This is a genomic window from Neiella holothuriorum, assembly GCF_019457915.1.
In the GTDB taxonomy this organism is placed as follows: Bacteria; Pseudomonadota; Gammaproteobacteria; order Enterobacterales; family Neiellaceae; genus Neiella; species Neiella holothuriorum.
Map to the genome: position 1 here is coordinate 1 of NZ_JAHZSS010000003.1, position 17,297 is coordinate 17,297.

At 47.2% G+C, this 17,297-nt stretch carries 15 protein-coding genes; 4 read left to right on the forward strand and 11 right to left on the reverse strand.

Going from position 1 to position 17,297, the window contains the following annotated elements:
* Window positions 1–206: 206 nt before the first annotated feature.
* Window positions 207–2,885 carry a bifunctional acetaldehyde-CoA/alcohol dehydrogenase gene (adhE, locus tag K0504_RS03525; protein ID WP_220102788.1) on the reverse strand — a complete coding sequence of 893 codons (2,679 nt, stop codon included), beginning with the start codon at window positions 2,883–2,885 and terminating at the stop codon, window positions 207–209.
* Window positions 2,886–3,513: 628 nt separating this feature from the next.
* Between adhE and K0504_RS03530 the strand changes: the two genes are divergently transcribed.
* Complete coding sequence (locus K0504_RS03530) at window positions 3,514–4,149, forward strand: YchE family NAAT transporter (RefSeq protein ID WP_220102789.1); 636 nt, start codon at window positions 3,514–3,516, stop codon at window positions 4,147–4,149.
* A gap of 43 nt (window positions 4,150–4,192) precedes the next feature.
* Here the strand turns inward: K0504_RS03530 and K0504_RS03535 are convergent, their stop codons facing one another.
* Window positions 4,193–5,482 carry an anti-phage deoxyguanosine triphosphatase gene (locus K0504_RS03535; protein WP_220102790.1) on the reverse strand — a complete coding sequence of 430 codons (1,290 nt, stop codon included), beginning with the start codon at window positions 5,480–5,482 and terminating at the stop codon, window positions 4,193–4,195.
* 124 nt (window positions 5,483–5,606) lie between these two features.
* Here K0504_RS03535 and K0504_RS03540 point away from each other — a divergent pair, with 124 nt between their 5' ends.
* Window positions 5,607–6,641: an HAD family hydrolase gene (locus K0504_RS03540; RefSeq protein ID WP_220102791.1), complete on the forward strand. Its 1,035-nt coding sequence runs from the start codon at window positions 5,607–5,609 to the stop codon at window positions 6,639–6,641.
* Between the two features lie 83 nt (window positions 6,642–6,724).
* On the opposite strand, the gene rsgA is transcribed toward K0504_RS03540, so the two are convergent.
* Both rsgA and K0504_RS03550 read right to left on the reverse strand, forming a co-directional pair.
* On the reverse strand, window positions 6,725–7,768 hold the full coding sequence (rsgA, locus tag K0504_RS03545) for a ribosome small subunit-dependent GTPase A (RefSeq protein WP_220102792.1): 1,044 nt from the start codon (window positions 7,766–7,768) through the stop codon (window positions 6,725–6,727).
* A 405-nt stretch (window positions 7,769–8,173) separates the two neighbouring features.
* On the reverse strand, window positions 8,174–9,388 hold the full coding sequence (locus K0504_RS03550; RefSeq protein ID WP_220102793.1) for a pyridoxal phosphate-dependent aminotransferase: 1,215 nt from the start codon (window positions 9,386–9,388) through the stop codon (window positions 8,174–8,176).
* A 291-nt stretch (window positions 9,389–9,679) separates the two neighbouring features.
* Here K0504_RS03550 and K0504_RS03555 point away from each other — a divergent pair, with 291 nt between their 5' ends.
* Window positions 9,680–10,240 (forward strand): GNAT family N-acetyltransferase, encoded by a 561-nt coding sequence (locus K0504_RS03555; protein WP_220102794.1) that lies wholly within the window; start codon window positions 9,680–9,682, stop codon window positions 10,238–10,240.
* A gap of 33 nt (window positions 10,241–10,273) precedes the next feature.
* Here K0504_RS03555 and K0504_RS03560 read toward each other — a convergent pair whose 3' ends face one another.
* The 7 genes from K0504_RS03560 to ubiG all read right to left on the reverse strand — a co-directional run bounded on the left by K0504_RS03560 (window position 10,274) and on the right by ubiG (window position 16,815).
* A complete protein-coding gene (locus K0504_RS03560) occupies window positions 10,274–10,534 on the reverse strand; it encodes a hypothetical protein (RefSeq protein ID WP_220102795.1) in 261 nt (86 codons plus the stop codon).
* A gap of 191 nt (window positions 10,535–10,725) precedes the next feature.
* A complete protein-coding gene (locus K0504_RS03565) occupies window positions 10,726–11,187 on the reverse strand; it encodes a hypothetical protein (RefSeq protein ID WP_220102796.1) in 462 nt (153 codons plus the stop codon).
* Window positions 11,188–11,334: 147 nt separating this feature from the next.
* Window positions 11,335–11,628 (reverse strand): class I ribonucleotide reductase maintenance protein YfaE, encoded by a 294-nt coding sequence (yfaE, locus tag K0504_RS03570; protein WP_318837925.1) that lies wholly within the window; start codon window positions 11,626–11,628, stop codon window positions 11,335–11,337.
* Window positions 11,625–12,758, reverse strand: a complete 1,134-nt coding sequence (nrdB, locus tag K0504_RS03575) for a class Ia ribonucleoside-diphosphate reductase subunit beta (RefSeq protein ID WP_220102797.1) — start codon at window positions 12,756–12,758, stop codon at window positions 11,625–11,627. Before nrdB ends, yfaE begins: the two co-directional genes overlap by 4 nt.
* A gap of 83 nt (window positions 12,759–12,841) precedes the next feature.
* The gene (gene nrdA, locus K0504_RS03580) at window positions 12,842–15,118 is read right to left on the reverse strand and encodes a class 1a ribonucleoside-diphosphate reductase subunit alpha (RefSeq protein ID WP_220102798.1); all 2,277 of its coding nucleotides are present in this window, start codon (window positions 15,116–15,118) and stop codon (window positions 12,842–12,844) included.
* Between the two features lie 309 nt (window positions 15,119–15,427).
* Window positions 15,428–16,078 (reverse strand): HAD family hydrolase, encoded by a 651-nt coding sequence (locus K0504_RS03585; RefSeq protein WP_220102799.1) that lies wholly within the window; start codon window positions 16,076–16,078, stop codon window positions 15,428–15,430.
* A 35-nt stretch (window positions 16,079–16,113) separates the two neighbouring features.
* Window positions 16,114–16,815, reverse strand: a complete 702-nt coding sequence (ubiG, locus tag K0504_RS03590) for a bifunctional 2-polyprenyl-6-hydroxyphenol methylase/3-demethylubiquinol 3-O-methyltransferase UbiG (RefSeq protein ID WP_220102800.1) — start codon at window positions 16,813–16,815, stop codon at window positions 16,114–16,116.
* A 129-nt stretch (window positions 16,816–16,944) separates the two neighbouring features.
* Between ubiG and K0504_RS03595 the strand changes: the two genes are divergently transcribed.
* The gene (locus K0504_RS03595; protein WP_220102801.1) at window positions 16,945–17,295 is read left to right on the forward strand and encodes a hypothetical protein; all 351 of its coding nucleotides are present in this window, start codon (window positions 16,945–16,947) and stop codon (window positions 17,293–17,295) included.
* Window positions 17,296–17,297 lie beyond the last annotated feature (2 nt).

Consider the following 17,297-nt stretch of genomic DNA (forward strand, 5'->3'; position numbering starts at 1 on the left):
TGTTTATAGGTCATATCGCCTTTTTCAACTTGCTCAACAACAGACAATTTAAAGGCTAGTGAATAATCGCGCTGAGTGCGCTTTCTTATTGAAGAAATTCGCTTTTCCATCATAGGTCTCCAATGTGTAAACCTATTTCAGGACGGGACACTAGGCACAAAAAAGCCGCTCATAGGAGCGGCTTTTTTAGCTGTCGAGTAAGTTAATTACTTTTTAGCAGCAGCTTTCTTTTTTACAGGCGCTTTTTTAGCAGCAGCTTTTGCCATTGCATCGGCACTATCTTCAGGCTCTTGATATTTACGGCCGTAGTAAGTGTCTAGCAATACTTGCTTGAGTTCGCTAACGAGTGGGTAGCGCGGGTTAGCACCAGTACACTGATCATCGAACGCATCAACAGCAAGTTGATCAACTTTAGCTAGGAAGTCAGCTTCATTAACGCCAGCTTCTTGAATTGACAATGGAATGTTCAATTCTATCTTCAACTCTTCAAGCCAATCTAGCAAGGCATTCAATTTCGCTTCAGTGTTACCTTCAGTGAAACCTAAATGTTCAGCAACTTCTGCATAGCGAGCGCGGGCTTTCGGACGGTCATACTGAGAGAAAGCCGTTTGTTTGGTTGGCGTGTTGGTTGCGTTGAAGCGAACCACGTTAGCCAGCAATAAGGCATTCGCCAAACCGTGTGGGATATGGAATTCCGCACCGAGTTTGTGAGCCATTGAGTGACACACACCCAAGAAGGCGTTCGCAAATGCGATACCAGCGATGGTTGCTGCGTTGTGAACTTTTTCACGAGCAACAGGATCTGCTTTACCGTTTTTGTATGAGCTAGGCAGGTATTCTTTCAGCAGTTTCAGCGCTTGTAACGCTTGACCGTCTGAGTATTCGTTAGCCAGAACCGATACATATGCTTCCATCGCGTGAGTTACTGCGTCGTAACCACCGAAAGCACATAAAGAAGCTGGCATGTCCATAACCAAGTTGGCATCAACAACAGCCATGGTAGGAGTCAACTCGTAGTCAGCCAATGGGTATTTCTGGCCAGTTTTGTCGTCAGTAACAACTGCGAACGGAGTAACTTCTGAACCCGTACCTGAAGTGGTAGTGATACATACCAAGTCAGCTTTAGCGCCCATTTTAGGGAACTTGTAAATACGTTTACGGATGTCCATAAAGCGCATCGACAGATCAGCGAAGTCAGTTTCTGGGTGCTCGTACATAACCCACATGATTTTCGCAGCATCCATTGGTGAACCACCACCAACAGCCAGAATCACATCAGGCTTGTAGCTGTGACATGCAGCAGCACCTTTTTCTACGATAGATAGTGTTGGGTCTGCTTCTACGTCGTGGAATATTTCCACTTCCATGCCTTTGTCTTTCAGGATGGCGCGTAGATCATCGATGTAACCGTGGTTAAACAGGAAGTCATCGGTCACGATCATTGCACGTTTCTTACCGTCCAAATCGTCCATTGCTACTGGCAGTGAACCGCGACGGAAGTAAACAGATTTAGGTAGTTTGTGCCACAACATGTTTTCAGCTCGCTTAGCAACAATTTTCTTGTTGATCAAGTGTTTTGGACCAACGTTTTCAGAAATGGCGTTACCACCCCAAGAACCACAACCCAACGTCAGAGATGGGGCTAAGTTAAAGTTGTAGAGGTCACCAATACCACCGTGTGAAGACGGAGTATTCACCAGAATACGAGCGGTCTTCATTTTGTCGCCGAAGTAAGCGATGCGATCAGCGTTAGCGTCTTGGTCAGTGTAAAGAACAGATGTGTGACCAACACCGCCGATATCCAACACGATGCCAGCTTGGCGAACCGCGTCTTCAAAATCTTTGGCTTTATATACGCCCAGCGTAGGAGACAGTTTCTCGTGCGAGAATTCGTCATCGTAAGATGCTTCTAAGCCTTCACCAATCAGAATCTTGGTGGCTTTAGGAACAGTTACGCCGGCAAGCTCAGCAATTTTATAAGCAGGTTGACCTACGATTTTTGCATTCAAAGCACCGTCGATCATCAGTACTTTACGTACTTTGTTGGCGTCGGTTTTATTCAATACCGCAGCGCCGTATTTGGCGAAACGCTCAATCGTAGCGTCATAGACATCTTCAACAACGATAGCGGCTTGCTCAGAAGCACAGATAACACCGTTATCGAATGTTTTAGACATTAAGATAGAAGAAACAGCACGTTTGATATCGGCAGTTTCGTCAATAACTACAGGTGTGTTACCAGCACCTACACCAATTGCAGGCTTACCTGATGAGTAAGCAGCTTTCACCATGCCTGGACCACCAGTAGCAAGGATCAAAGCGATGTCTTCGTGCTTCATCAACGCGTTAGACAGCTCAACTGAAGGTTGGTCAATCCAACCGATAATGCCTTCAGGAGCTCCAGCGGCAACAGCTGCATCAAGAACAAGCTTGGCAGCGTAGTTAGTTGCATTTTTAGCGCGCGGGTGTGGCGAGAAGAAACAGCCGTTACGCGTTTTTAAGCTGATGAGTGCTTTAAAGATAGCTGTCGACGTTGGGTTCGTAGTTGGTACGATGGCACAAACAATACCAACTGGCTCAGCGATAGTAATAGTACCGCCTTCGTCGTTTGACTCGATGACACCGCAAGTTTTGTCATCTTTGTATTTGTTGTAGATAAACTCAGAAGCGAAGTGGTTTTTAATCACTTTATCTTCCATCACGCCCATACCAGTCTCTTCGGCGGCCATTTGAGCCAATTCGATACGAGCGGTTGAGGCAGCAAGAGATGCTGCACGGAAGATTTTGTCGACTTGCTCTTGAGAGAAAGACGCGAACTCTTTTTGGGCTGCTTTTACGCGTGCAATTGCCGCATTGAGTTCTTCTACATTAGTCACTTGGGACATTGTGTAACTCCGTTAAAGTTGAAATTTCTTGCCTAAACCAGCTTGCTTTTAGGTACCTGATATACGGTCCATCGCAATTATAGTAAAGAGTAATAAACTCTGTTTAAGCCTGAAATCTCGTGTGGGTTGCGCCAATTATATTTTTATTGGCCTGACCAAAATTGACTTCAATCAACTGTAAGTTAATTACGGGAATTGGTGGGATTCCCTGCAAAAACTTTAGATTGATCACGCAATTTCGATCCTTCAGTTTCAATTCAGTAACTCATCATTGATGCGCTTACCATAACGTAAAGATTTTTAATTTCAAGACTCAAATAATATAACATTGATCTCGATTAGTTTCTCAGCTAACAGAATAGCTGGTGTTTGTAAAAGTGTCTGAAATACTGCAAAAAAATATTAAATTAAATTGTTTAAATTATGTGCTTCGATAACTTGTTATGGGCCATCGAGAAGGTGTGCTCATCCACTTGCTTACAAATCCAGCAACATTCACCCACGTTTGCATTACAAATAGTTATTCGTACGGGCCAAAAACCGTTAAAAAATTTCAATCGTCTATTTTGTTAAAGCGGCGCTAGAATGCGCTTCCTTCTTGAACGAATACCATTAAGAGCTAACAGCTATGGTTTTTGACAGTGCTTTGTATTTGCAGTTCTTCATCGGTTTGATGGCGATCCTCAATCCGTTTGGTTTGTTGCCGGTGTTTATTGGCCTCACTAGTCACCAAAGCCATGTTGAACGGGCGCGTACTAACTCAGTAGCAATGCTGACTGTGGTGGTTGCCTTAGTGCTGGTGTTGCTGGTTGGCTCACTCATTTTGAAAATGTTTGGCATTAGCATCGACAGCTTCCGAATAGCTGGTGGCGCGATGCTGGTATTAATCGCAATTAGTATGCTTAAAGGGCAGCTTAGCGAGGTTCGCCGTAACCCTGATGAAGTAAGTGAGTCAGAAACTCGTGAATCGGTTGCTGTGGTGCCGTTTGCCATCCCATTAATTGCAGGGCCGGGGGCGATGACCACGGTTATCGTTTATGCCGCGGAAAATCCAGAATGGCCGCACTTGGTTGGTTTTAGCGCGGGGATCGTCGCTTGTGCCATTATTTGCTGGTTATCATTTCGTGCGGCGGGCTCAGTCGTTGATATTTTAGGCCAAACGGGTATTAACATTATTACTCGGATCATGGGATTGATTATGATGGCCATGGCCGTTGAGTTTATGGCGCAAGGGCTGAAAGGAATTTTCCCCGTCTTATCGTAATGACCGAGCATTAAGAGGCGCAGCCTCGTCTGCTCGGTTTAACTCAGGCAAACAATTCTTTATGAATTCGCACTGCTGACTGATCGGTTAAGGATGAAACCCAGTCAGCAATCACCCGCATGCGACTACTGTCAGTGCTTTGCTGGCGCCAACGTTCTTTTGCATCTGCCGGTAACAAACGGGCTGGATCTGACGCGTAAGCTTCAAAAATTGCCATGATCATTTGCTGACCTTTGTACTCAGCGGTTTGTACTTGATGGGATTGAATGACATGGTCAAATACAAACTTCTTAAATATTTTCAACGCTTGCAGCGCGGTGCTCGGAAGTGTGGCGTTGTAACTCAGTAACGGCTCATCAAAATCCTGATTGCGCGAGATCTCAATGGTGGTAATAAAATAGTTTACCAATGCGCCAATGGCATTTTTGCGGATATACGGGAAACGGCTAAATAACTGTTCACTAATGCTCATGACGTTTTCATTTATCCAAGGATCGTCAACTTCCATGAGTGCTAACTCTGCTTTAACCCACTGATCGCGCCGCACCATGTTCAGGGTTATAGCGTCCTCTAAATCATGAATGCCGTAGGCGATATCATCGGCCAACTCCATGATGGAGCAGTCCAGCGATTTGAACTGGGCTTTACGGTGGCCCTCATCTTTATCTTGGCTTTTGGTGAAGTTGGTGCGCTGGTAGCTTGTAAGTGGCGCGAGTAGCCAATCAAACCAGCGTTGATCGCAGTCATACAAGGCTTTGGCCGGGTGCCAGTGGGCAGATTTCAACTCTCTTGCATTACGGATATTGGTTTGTGCGTCAGGATTTAGCTTGCTGACATCACCCATCAAAACCGGATACTTCACCAGCCCCAATAAGCTCCGCCGCGCTAGATTCATGCCAAAAAACTCGGTATAGGGCTCTAATGTGGTAACAATCCGAAAGGTCTGGCCGTTGCCTTCAAAACCGCCGTGATGGCGCATCATATAGTGCAGGGCAACTTCTCCTCCGTGGCCAAATGGCGGATGGCCTAAGTCGTGGGCTAAACAGAGCGTTTCTATTAATTCAACGGGGCCAAGCAGATCGGCTAGGTCAGGATATTTTAGTTTGAGCTGAGCATGAATGCCGGAGCCGATTTGTGATGCTTCTAAAGAGTGCGTTAGGCGTGTCCGGTAGAAATCAGAGCTGCCCACACCATGGATTTGGGTTTTGGCCTGAAGTCGACGAAATGCTGCTGAATGAAGCACTCGGGCGCGGTCACGCTGAAAAGGCGAGCGGTGATCATCGCGGCGAGCTTTGTTTTCTTCTGAGCGGCGATCTTGCCAAGCGTCTGTCATGAGCAATTCCTGATTTTGTTCATTCTTTTAACAGCTTGTCACAGTCTGTGCAGTGCAACAAGCCACGCGAGAGTTAGCTGCTAAACTGCTTGTCATAACAATGATGTTGAAATGGGAATATGCCATGTCGCTTATGAATGATTTGGTGATTGATAAACAACGTGCGAGCAGACTTCCGATGGCGGCTGCTTGGTGCATCAAGCTATCACTGATGTTTGTTTTAATGGCAAGTGGAGCATTGCAAGCATCTGAATTGAGCTTATGGCAAGGCGATGCAAAAGCGCGAATAACGGGCTTTATCAACGCGGTTAGCGATCCCAAGTCACCTAGTTACGTGGCGCCAGCTGAGCGAGTCGCAGTTATTGATAACAATGGCACCATGTGGGCTGAGCAGCCTGCGTCGCCGCAACTGTTATTTGCCATGGCTCAGGCCCAAAACATGGTCAACGAAAATCCAGAGTTGCTAAATCAGCCGGTATTCAAAGCGGCCAATAATAATGACTTGGAGACGCTGCGTAGCCAAGGTATTACCGGTCTACTGCAGTTATTTATAGCCACTCACGTCGGCCTACCTATCGCTGAATTTGAAGCTCGCGTGAGCCGCTGGATTGCAACCGCTAAGAACCCGAAAACGAATCAATTGCACACGGATATGACGTACCTGCCAATGTTGGAGTTGCTGGCCTTATTGCGCAAACATGACTTTGATATATGGCTTGCCACCAGTGGTAGTGCAGGGTTTGTTCGTGCTTGGAGTGAACAGGTTTACGCCATTCCACCAGACCGAGTGATTGCTAGCGAACTGAGAACTGAATATCGCGTGCTCAATGGCCGCCCCAGTTTAATTCATATGCCGGAGGTTGGTTTTATCAATTCGAAGGGCAACAAAGTGGTAGCGATTAATGAACGGATTGGCCGCAGACCCATACTCGCTATTGGAAACTCAGACCACGATATCGCCATGTTGGAATGGACCACAAGCGGCGAGGGCAAGCGCTTGGGTATTTTGATTCACCATACTGACAGCAAACGTGAATTTGCCTATGACAAAGATGCCTACGCAGCGACCTTAGATGAAGGGCTAGCAACAGCTAAACAGCAAGATTGGCTTGTGGTTGATATGAAGCAGGATTGGACTCAAGTCTTTAAGTGGCAGTAATACCGCTGATTTGATGATGCATTGCTTTTGGGGTAATGAAAGTGGCCGAGCCGTTCAATACAAGAACGGCGCGGCCTTTTTAGTTAATAGCCTTTTTTAACGTGCCGAGAGGCCGTACCAACGGTTTTCACCATTTTCCCAAATGCCTTGTCTTTGGCTCTTCGCTCAGCAAGTGTGGCACTGTTTCTTGCTTGCTCAGACAACAGTTTGCGGTAGTTACTGAGTCGACGTGGATCTAATGCTTTACTTGCCAATGCCTGTTGAATAGAGCAACCAGGCTCAGTGGTATGCTGACAATCGCTGAACCGGCATTGACTTGCTAGCGCTTCAACATCCGCAAAGGTCTGTTTTACGCCTTGTTCGCATGCCGCCAGCTGCAACTCCCGCATGCCCGGTGTGTCAATCAATACCGCTCCGGAAGGCAGAAAGTGAATCGAGCGAGCCGTCGTTGTGTGGCGGCCTTTACTATCATCTTGCCGAATCTCACCGATTTGTTGGTCTGTTTGCCCCATCAGCGTATTCACCAAGGTTGACTTACCAACCCCCGAAGATCCGAGCAGCGCGATACTTTGACCTTGCTGTGTCCAGTCTGCTAAGCACAGACAACTGCTCTGATCGCGCGCATCTACCGATACCACACGAAGCATGGGATCGAGCTGTTGAACGGCCGAACATTTGTCTTCAGCATCATTGCACATGTCTTGTTTTGTTAGCACCACGACGGGCTCAACCTGAGCGTCATGGGCGAGTGCTAAATAGCGCTCGATACGGCTCAGGTTAAAATCGTGATTAAGAGAGCAAACAACAAACAAAGTGTCGACATTCGCGGCAATCTGCTGTGCTTTGGCTGCGCTACCTGCCGCTTTTCGACGAAATAGCGATTTGCGCTCAAGCCGGCGTATTAGCAGATTATTGGTATCAAGTAGCAACCAGTCGCCCACCGTGAACGATGCGGATTCGGTATCAATCGCAAGTTTTAATGTGGCGTGGTTTGTTTGCACTACATATTCATTCCGATGAATGGTAACAATGCGTGCAATGGTGGCATGTTCATACTCGTCAAGCGCGAGTTGTTGCTGAAAAAAAGGCTGCCAGCCTAATTGGTGTAGAGAAATTAAAGAATTCATTTTGTGTTGCCTGTGCGTACAGAAATACCCTGTGAAATCACAGAGGATCAAGCGCAATGAAACAATTTGCCTACGCTGTACTCGCAGCTCAAAGGCAGTTGTTCTATTGCGGAGCTAAAGCATCACCGGGTAAAGCAAACAACGAGAGGGCGTTGGCTCGCTCTAGTTAGAAACTATTACCGGGTGGGTTTGCAACACAATCATCAATTTCTCCGTTCATCTTTATTCAGTCGCAGGATTATAACGCGCAAACGGTACAATGCCGCTAGCAACGCATCGCTGAATTTTGATCTACTTCGGCTGAATTGAAAAAAAATATTGTGGCGCGCAAGCCCAACACAACAACGGCCTCGCAATGAGGCCGTTATTAAGAAACTTAGTCAGGATTGTTCTTAGGCGCCGGTCTTACTGGCGATAGTTCTCTAAGAAGCGGCCAATCCGAGCAATTGCATTACTGAGTTCGTCTGCGCGAGGCAGGGTCACAATGCGGAAATGATCGGTTGTGGGTAAGTTAAAGCCAGAACCTTGTACCACTAAGATTTTTTCTTGTAGCAATAAATCCAATACGAACTTTTCATCATCGTGAATTGGATACATTTCTGGATCTAATTTAGGGAATACATACATGGCGCCTTTTGGCTTCACACAGCTAATGCCGGGGATCTCGTTCAGCGCTTTCCATGCCGTTTCCATTTGGCGGTGGAGGCGGCCCGTGGGCAGCACCAAATCATTAATACTCTGATAGCCACCGAGCGCTGCTTGCACCGCATTTTGACACGGCACGTTGGCGCATAATCGCATTGACGAGAGAATGTTCAGCGCATCAATGTAATTTGACGCCCGACGCTTAGCGCCACTGAGTACCATCCAACCAACACGAAAACCGGCAACTCGATACGATTTTGATAAGCCGTTAAAGCTAACGAACAACAGATCGTCTGCCAACGAGGCGAGGGCAATATGCTCGGCACCGTCGTAAACTACCTTGTCGTAAATTTCATCGGCAAAGACGATCAGGTTGTGCTCGCGGGCAATCTCAATTAATCCCTCTAGCACTTTTCGTGGATAAACCGCGCCAGTCGGGTTGTTTGGGTTAATCACCAACAGGCCGCGAGTGCGAGGCGTGATCTTGGCGCGAATATCGTCTAAGTCTGGATGCCAGTCTTCACTTTCATCACAGTGATAATGTACCGCTTTACCACCGGCAAGCGTTGTTGCAGCCGTCCACAATGGGTAATCAGGCGCCGGGATCAGCATTTCGTCGCCGTCGTTGAGCAGGCCTTGCATGGCCATCATAATGAGTTCACTGACACCATTGCCCATGTAAACGTCATCTATTTCAACGCCCATAATGCGCTTTTGCTGGCAGTACTGCATGACCGCTTTACGGGCCGAAAACAGCCCTTTTGAATCGGCGTAACCTTGTGCTTTAGGCAGGTTATGAATGACATCGATAATCAGTTCTTCAGGCGCATCAAAACCAAATGGGGCCGGGTTACCAATGTTAAGTTTGGTGATCCGATGGCCGTCGTCTTCAAGACGCTTGGCTTCTTGCAAGGCGAGTCCACGAATTTCATAACATACGTGATCGAGCTTGCTTGAATGCTGATAAGAACTCATGGTGTTTCAATGTCCTTTTATGAGTAGAGGGAGGCTTCAACCTGCGATTAATGCGACTAAACACCATATCACTGTGAAGGCTTGTCAAGAAAGGAATTTTTCGAATTTATCACTCGATTTCGTGCGCGCTTTGAGGTGATTAACTGTGCCCGCTTAAACTGCCACAACATTAGGGTTAAAACGTGCAGGCTAGTTTGTTCGTCGTTTCGATTTTTTGTGGTTGAACCCTTGGCCTAATTACCGTTAAGGTGCTGACTGATCATGTAAATTAGGTATTCATGGAGTCAGGGGATGTTGCAGGTAAAAGAAACCAGCCGACTTTGTTTTGAATTAATGTCAGAAAACGATGCGGAGCTGATGTTCCAGTTGGACCAAGATCCGCAGGTGATGAAGTTTATTACACGCGGAAAATGCCCAACGCGCGACGATATTACCAACGTGTTTATTCCCCGCATGCAGGCGTACACCAATCCAGACAAAGGGTGGGGGCTGTGGAAGATTATGCGCCGAAATAGCGGTGACTTTCTGGGGTGGGTGTTGGTTCGACCAATGTACTTTTTTGATGATGAAAAACCTACCGCACTCGATGATTTAGAACTGGGTTGGCGCTTGCACCGCCGTTATTGGGGGCTAGGTTATGCCACCGAAGCTGCCCAAGCCATTGCTGATGCGTTAATCGCAACCGGTGAAATTAACTACCTTACAGCGCTAGCCATGGAAGAAAATGTAGGCTCAATTGGGGTGATGAAAAAGCTAGGCATGGCCTACGTAAAATCTGATACCCACCAAGATCCGCTGGGAGCGCTTGATGTTGCGTACTACCGTTGTGCGGTGAGTGAATTGACTGGTTAGAATTGACCGGAAACGACTTGTTTGGCGTGCAGATCAGCTGCCTGATTTTGCACGCTGTGCTAGCTCTCTTTGGTATTCCCGCTCAAAAATAAACCAAATGGCGCGCCCCAAGACTAGCCCGGCTAATGCGTAAATTGCGATTGTCCCGAGCAACTCCAGCGAGTTTTTTGGCCAATTGCTAGCTAATGACACGATCAAGAGCGGAACGCCGCAATAGAGGATACCGGTTAAGCTGAAATGCAACTTGCCTTTTAACCGGATGGTGCGCCATTTCTCAAATCGTTTGGCATTCATATTGATCCCTCAATGTTGTAAACCAAAGGCATCCTGCCTTTAGTCTTAGTTTATTCATTGCTGCCGAGTACGCCATCAGCTTATTGGCATTAACGCCCCAAGCAGGGGCAAATTAACGCAGGCTGAAATTAGGAGCGAAGCGACGGGAGCCTGCGTTATATTTGTCCCGCTGACTTGGCTTGTTAGGGCTACTATAGGCCCACTAGCCTTTTTATATATGGGTTCACAACCCAGAAGAACCAAAAAACCAACGAGCTTATCAAGAGAAGATCGCTGAACAGCGATGTATGAATCTGCTCATGTCCATCCAAGCCAAACAGCACGGAGATTAAAATAGTTGGTGGAACTAGAGAGACCACTGCAACTACGATGCTGTATGGAATTAATTTCAGGCTCATGAAGGCTGGGCGCTGATATGTTCCGCTACCATTATAAAAATACTTGTGTAGGTCAAACACCCTCATACCTGCGCTAATAATCATACAAATGAACGCAGGAACGACAGGGGTAAACACTACCAAAGACATATTTTGCAGTGCGCCACTATTAATTAAGCGTATTGCAACCAAGGTTACTAGAGCTGCAATCAACGCTATGGCATACCACCTTCCAAACTTATGACTGATTACTTCGAAGAATTCTGCTCGATTCACTCTTGGCCCTAACAACTTATTATCGCGACCTTACAAGCTCCATTACCTTGCAAGGTTGCTTCCAATTCACCTCAACCTACGCTGCTTGAAGAATCAATTCAACGACTTAAATCAAGTTGTGGCGTGGTGGGTAAACTAGTGGTTCGCTTAATCTTGAACCAGGGTTATATCAGTGGTCGGCTGGCAGCAGCAGGGCAGGATTTCACCTTTGCGAATAAAGGCGATGGGTTGGTGTTGGTAGTTAACATCACCGTCTAAGGTGGTGGTGCGGCAGGCGCCACAGTAGCCGCTGCGGCATTCAAAGTGCACAGGTACTTTGTGGGCTTCCATGGCTTCCAGCAGACTGTCGTGCTGCTGGGCGTCAAATTGAAAGGCTTGCTGGCCCTGAATAAACACCCAGGGCCGTTTGGTACTTGGTTTATCGTTTGGGTTGTCGGTCACAGGCTAAAGTCTGAGAGATCGTCAACGTCGACTGAGTTGTCGATTTGGCCAACCAGATAAGAGCTTACTTCCACTTCTTGCGGCGCAACTTGTACTGAGTCTGATGCCAACCAAGTGTTGATCCAAGGAATTGGGTTCTCACTGGTTTCAAAGATTTTTGGCAGGCCAATGGCTTGCATGCGTACATTGGTAATGTACTCAACGTACTGGCTCAAAATGGCTTCGTTCAAGCCAATCATCGAACCATCTTTGAACAGGTAGCTGGCCCAAGCTTTTTCTTGCTCGGCTGCAAAGCGGAACACTTCAATGGCGTCTTGGTGACACTCAATGGCAATTTCAGCCATTTCTGGGTCGTCTTCACCCGATGCCATGATGTTAATCATGTGCTGTGTGGAGGTCAGGTGTAGCGCTTCGTCGCGAGCAATCAGGCGAATGATTTTGGCGTTGCCTTCCATCAGCTCACGCTCGGCAAATGCAAAACTACAGGCAAAGCTGACATAGAAGCGAATGGCTTCGAGTACGTTGACTGACATCACGCACATGTACAGTTTGCGTTTTAGGGCGCGCAGGCTGACGGTGATGGTTTCACCACTTGGTAAGGTGTGTTCGCCTTCGCCAAATTCTTGATATTGGCGGGTGGCGTCAATCAACTCGTCATAGTAGCCGCTAATGTCTTCAGCGCGCTTTAGGATCTCTTCATTCAAAACGATATCGTCAAAAATCTCCGATGGATCTTTAACAATGTTACGAATGATATGGGTGTAGCTGCGGCTGTGAATTGTTTCACTAAAGGCCCAGGTTTCAATCCAGGTTTCTAGCTCTGGAATCGACACCAGTGGCAACAGGGCTACGTTTGGTGAGCGCCCCTGAATGGAATCGAGCAGGGTTTGATATTTCAAGTTGCTGATGAAAATGTGTTGCTCGTGAGCCGGCAGGCTTTGGTAGTCAATGCGATCTTTGCTGACATCGACTTCTTCCGGGCGCCAGAAGAAACTCAACTGCTTTTCAATGAGTTGCTCGAAAATTGGGTACTTCTGTTGATCGTAACGGGACACATTGACCGGGTTACCAAAAAACATCGGCTCTTTTAATGCGTCATTCTGCTCACGGCTAAACGTGGTGTACTTCATCGAACAAAAACTCTCACAGTTACAATTTAAAAGAAAAAGTGGCGGCTCATACTTAGTGAGCCGCCGCATTATTTGACTATTGATTAGATCTTACAAGCGCCGCCTGCACAGCCATCATCTTCTGGCTCCGGCTCTTGGGCATCGGCCGCACCGTCACGAGTGTTGTGATAGTACAAGGTCTTGATGCCTAACTTATACGTGGTTAATAGATCTTTGAGCAGTAACTTCATTGGCACTTTGCCATCTGGGAAGCCTGCAGGATCATAGTTGGTGTTAGCAGAAATGGTTTGGTCGATGAATTTCTGCATGATGCCAACCAATTGCAGGTAACCGTCGTTGCCACCCATTTGCCAAAGCAACTCATAGTTGTCTTTGAGGGTTTCAAACTCAGGCACAACCTGCTTCAAAATACCGTCTTTACTTTGTTTCACACTCACGTGGGCGCGTGGCGGCTCAATACCGTTGGTGGCATTCGAGATCTGCGAGCTGGTTTCTGATGGCATCAGGGCGCTTAGCGTTGAGTTACGCAAACCGTGCTCAACAATGCTGGCGCGTAAACCATCCCAGTCGAGGTGCAGTTGCTCATCGCAAACGGCATCCAAGTCTTTTTTGTAGGTATCAATTGGCAATTTACCTTGCGAGTACGTGGTCTCGTTAAACTTCGGACACGCACCGGCTTCTTTGGCCAATTGGTTTGATGCTTTGAGCAAGTAATATTGAATGGCTTCAAAGGTCTTGTGAGTTAAGCCATTGGCGCTGCCGTCTGAATACTTCACGCCGTTTTTAGCCAAGTAGTAGGCGTAGTTAATCACACCAATACCTAAAGTACGGCGGCCCATGGTGGCGTTGTAGGCAGCTTTTACGGGGTAATCTTGGTAGTCGAGTAGGCTATCAAGGGCGCGTACGGCCAAATCGGCCAAGCCGTCTAACTCGTCAAGCGACTCGATAGCACCTAAGTTGAATGCACTAAGCGTACATAAAGCAATTTCACCTTCATCATCATCAAAGCTATTCAGTGGCTTGGTTGGCAGTGCAATTTCCAAGCACAGGTTTGATTGACGAACCGGTGCAACGGTTGAGTCGAACGGGCTGTGGGTATTGCAGTGGTCAACGTTTTGCAGGTAGATACGGCCGGTGTTGGCGCGCTCTTGTGCAAATAGCGTAAACAGCTCAATCGCTTTTACCGCTTTCTTGCGAATGGACTCATCTTGTTCGTACTGAACGTAGAGTTTTTCAAATTTCTCTTGGTCTTCAAAGAAGGCGTCGTACAAGCCCGGTACGTCTGATGGGCTGAACAAGGTGATGTTGCCACCTTGCAGCAAACGTTGGTACATCAGGCGGTTCATTTGCACGCCGTAGTCGAGGTGACGGACACGGTTTTCTTCAACACCACGGTTGTTTTTCAGTACCAGCAGATCTTCAACTTCCAAGTGCCACATTGGGTAGAACAGGGTGGCTGCACCACCACGCACGCCACCTTGTGAACAGCATTTAACAGCCGTTTGAAAGTGTTTGAAGAAGGGCACACAGCCAGTGTGGAAGGCTTCGCCACCACGAATTGGGCTACCCAAAGCGCGAATACGGCCAGCATTAATACCAATACCGGCGCGCTGAGAAACATATTTTACGATGGCGCTAGAAGTCGCGTTGATGGAATCTAAGCTATCGCCACACTCAATCAATACGCATGAGCTGAACTGGCGTGTTGGCGTACGAACACCGGACATGATTGGCGTAGGCAATGAGATGCGGAACGTGGAGATCGCATCATAAAAACGGCGAACATAGTCTAAACGGGTGTTTTTCGGGTAGTGGGCAAACAAACACGCAGCAACCAGAATGTATAAAAACTGCGGGCTTTCATAGATTTGTTTGCTGACTCGATCTTGAACCAGATATTTGCCTTCAAGCTGCTTCACGGCAGCATAGCTGAAGGTGAGATCGCGCTGATGATCTAAGAACAGCGACATCTCATGGAATTCATCTTCACTGTAATCTTCAACCAGATGTGCGTCATAGCGGCCTGCGTCAACCATGCCTTTGACATGCTCATACAGCGCTGGTGGCTCGTATTGACCATAGGCTTGTTTGCGCAGGTGAAAGATAGCCAAACGGGCAGACAGATATTGATAATCTGGCGCAGAGGTTGAGATCAAATCGGCCGCCGCTTTAATCATGGTTTCATGAATGTCGCCGGTTTTAATCCCCTCGTAGAACTGAATTTGCGATTTGAGTTCAACCTGAGAAACCGACACTTTGTCGAGTCCTTCGGCAGCCCAAGTGATGACGCGATGAATTTTTTCCAGATCCAGTGGTTCTTGATCACCGTTTCGTTTGGTGACGAGGAGTTGGGTGTCCATGTATTTGAGTCAGCCTCTGTTGGTGCACTTAGCGATTGGCTAATTGTTAAGCACATCTAGTGTTATTTTGTTTTCGAGGCACAACATAATGTGCTTCTGACACAAATTCAACACCTAGAGGTGTCTCAAAAAGGGGCTCGGGGATGGTGCATTTAGGGCTTGATCTGGATGAAAGCCTTTCGCGTTAGGGGGTTGCGCTGCGCTGTTTTTTGGCAAATGCCGAAAAGCTAATATGTCATTTTTTTTATCTGCCGCACGGAACAAAAAAATGTTGCGAAATAGTGTATTTCTAGCTTGACAAGGTTGTTGCTATTTTAACCAGTCAAGGATTTCAAGGGGATGAGAAAGTTGACCATTGGCTTGCCATTGATCGGGTTGATCGTGCTCGTCAATATATCCCCACAATGCGAGTAGGGTTGTCATGGCCACTTTATTACCGGCTTGCATATCGCGCTCGGCATCACCGACATAAAGAATATCTTCGGGTGCAATGTTGAGCGCTTGTGCTGCTGTTGTCATTGGTAGCGGATCGGGCTTGGCTACGCCACAGGTATCGCCGCTAATGGCCACCTGACAGCGGTTGAATTGGTTAAAGTGCGGCAGCAACGCATCTGTAAGAAACGCGGGTTTATTGGTAACAATGCCCCAAGGCACATTTTGGCTATCGAGCGATTGTAGCAATGGCTCAATGCCGTCAAACAATTTGGAGCCGCTGGCAATATCGGCTTGATAGAAATCGAGCAGCAGCTGTCGCAGCTCAGTCACGTTGTAATGGTCTAAGCGTTCGCCCAATGCGCGTTTGAGAAGCCCTATGGCGCCGTGAGATGCGAAATGGCTGACATAGTCATAATCACATTCAGGCTCGCCAATGGCACGCAATACCTGATTGGTCGCTTTGACTAAATCCGGTGCGGTATCAAGCAGGGTGCCATCTAAATCAAATAATACGGCTTTAGCCATGAAGGGGCTCTCTATAGGGCATGTGGGCGCAACTATTATGCAGGCTTTTGGCACGCAACCATATAATTAACGGATACATCGCTATGAAGACTGAAGCGGTCAGTCAACGGGTTATAGCGGAATCCAGAAATGGCGCGGCTAAATAGGCCCAATTCATCGGTCATGGCCATTAACTCAGAAGGTTTGATGAACTTGCTGTGATCATGGGTGCCTTTAGGTAACCAATTTAGCACTTGTTCGGCACCAACAATCGCCATTAAGTAACTGCGTTTGGTGCGATTCAGTGTTGACAAAAATAACCAACCACCGGGCTTTAACATGTGCTCGCAGGCCGCAATGACTGACTGCGGAGAAGGCACGTGCTCGAGCATTTCCATACAGGTGATGACATCGTAGGTTGCGGTTTGTTCTGCCGCTAGTTGCTCAGCCGTTTGTTGTTGATAGTTAATTGTGAGCTGTGATTCTAATGCGTGAAGCTTGGCAACTTGGATTGATGCCGCAGCCATGTCTATGGCTGTAACTTCGGCGCCAGCTCTTGCCATACTCTCTGACAGCAGGCCGCCACCGCAACCAACATCTAATAGTTGTTTACCGGCAACGCCTTGGCTATGCAGCTCAATAAATTGGCTGCGCAGAGGGTTGATCTGATGCAACGGCTTGGATTGGCCTTGCGGATCCCACCAAGTGGCGGCTAAAGCTTCAAATTTACTAATTTCCTGCTGATCAACGTTATTCACGACAAACTTCCATTACTTCTGGTGGGGCTATTATAACGATCCGTGATGTTGAAGGTAGCGTGACCCTATGATTTATGTATTATTTGTTATCGATAACTATTGCAAACCTCACCAAGGAACGGTGCGTGCATGTCATTGGAACAGACTGATAGTAAAACCTCTTTTGCCATTGTGCTCGGTATTCTTGTGAGCATTATTGTGGCCATTATTTTATGGCCAAATCCCCACCGTGACCTCATGGAACTCGCTGACAAAGTGGGTCTAGAAGAACCTGAACGCTCTCGATTTATTTATTTGGTTAGTGAGTCTCGTCGCCAACCGTTTTTAAAGGACGAGCAAGCCTCAATTGTGAACGAGCAAGACAAAAATCATCAACTATTGGAAAACTTATCTGAGTTTATGACGCCAGATCAATTGGCTATGGTGGAACAACAATGCATTATTCCAGCTAGTCCGATTTGTATTACTTCTGGGAATTAAAA

What these genes read in the sequence shown, in the direction of transcription:
- adhE (WP_220102788.1), bottom strand. Translation starts at nt 2,885, where the DNA reads ATGTCCCAAGTGACTAATGTAGAAGAACTCAATGCGGCAATTGCACGC.
- K0504_RS03530 (WP_220102789.1), top strand. Translation starts at nt 3,514, where the DNA reads ATGGTTTTTGACAGTGCTTTGTATTTGCAGTTCTTCATCGGTTTGATG.
- K0504_RS03535 (WP_220102790.1), bottom strand. Translation starts at nt 5,482, where the DNA reads ATGACAGACGCTTGGCAAGATCGCCGCTCAGAAGAAAACAAAGCTCGC.
- K0504_RS03540 (WP_220102791.1), top strand. Translation starts at nt 5,607, where the DNA reads ATGTCGCTTATGAATGATTTGGTGATTGATAAACAACGTGCGAGCAGA.
- rsgA (WP_220102792.1), bottom strand. Translation starts at nt 7,768, where the DNA reads ATGAATTCTTTAATTTCTCTACACCAATTAGGCTGGCAGCCTTTTTTT.
- K0504_RS03550 (WP_220102793.1), bottom strand. Translation starts at nt 9,388, where the DNA reads ATGAGTTCTTATCAGCATTCAAGCAAGCTCGATCACGTATGTTATGAA.
- K0504_RS03555 (WP_220102794.1), top strand. Translation starts at nt 9,680, where the DNA reads ATGTTGCAGGTAAAAGAAACCAGCCGACTTTGTTTTGAATTAATGTCA.
- K0504_RS03560 (WP_220102795.1), bottom strand. Translation starts at nt 10,534, where the DNA reads ATGAATGCCAAACGATTTGAGAAATGGCGCACCATCCGGTTAAAAGGC.
- nrdB (WP_220102797.1), bottom strand. Translation starts at nt 12,758, where the DNA reads ATGAAGTACACCACGTTTAGCCGTGAGCAGAATGACGCATTAAAAGAG.
- nrdA (WP_220102798.1), bottom strand. Translation starts at nt 15,118, where the DNA reads ATGGACACCCAACTCCTCGTCACCAAACGAAACGGTGATCAAGAACCA.
- K0504_RS03585 (WP_220102799.1), bottom strand. Translation starts at nt 16,078, where the DNA reads ATGGCTAAAGCCGTATTATTTGATTTAGATGGCACCCTGCTTGATACC.
- K0504_RS03595 (WP_220102801.1), top strand. Translation starts at nt 16,945, where the DNA reads ATGTCATTGGAACAGACTGATAGTAAAACCTCTTTTGCCATTGTGCTC.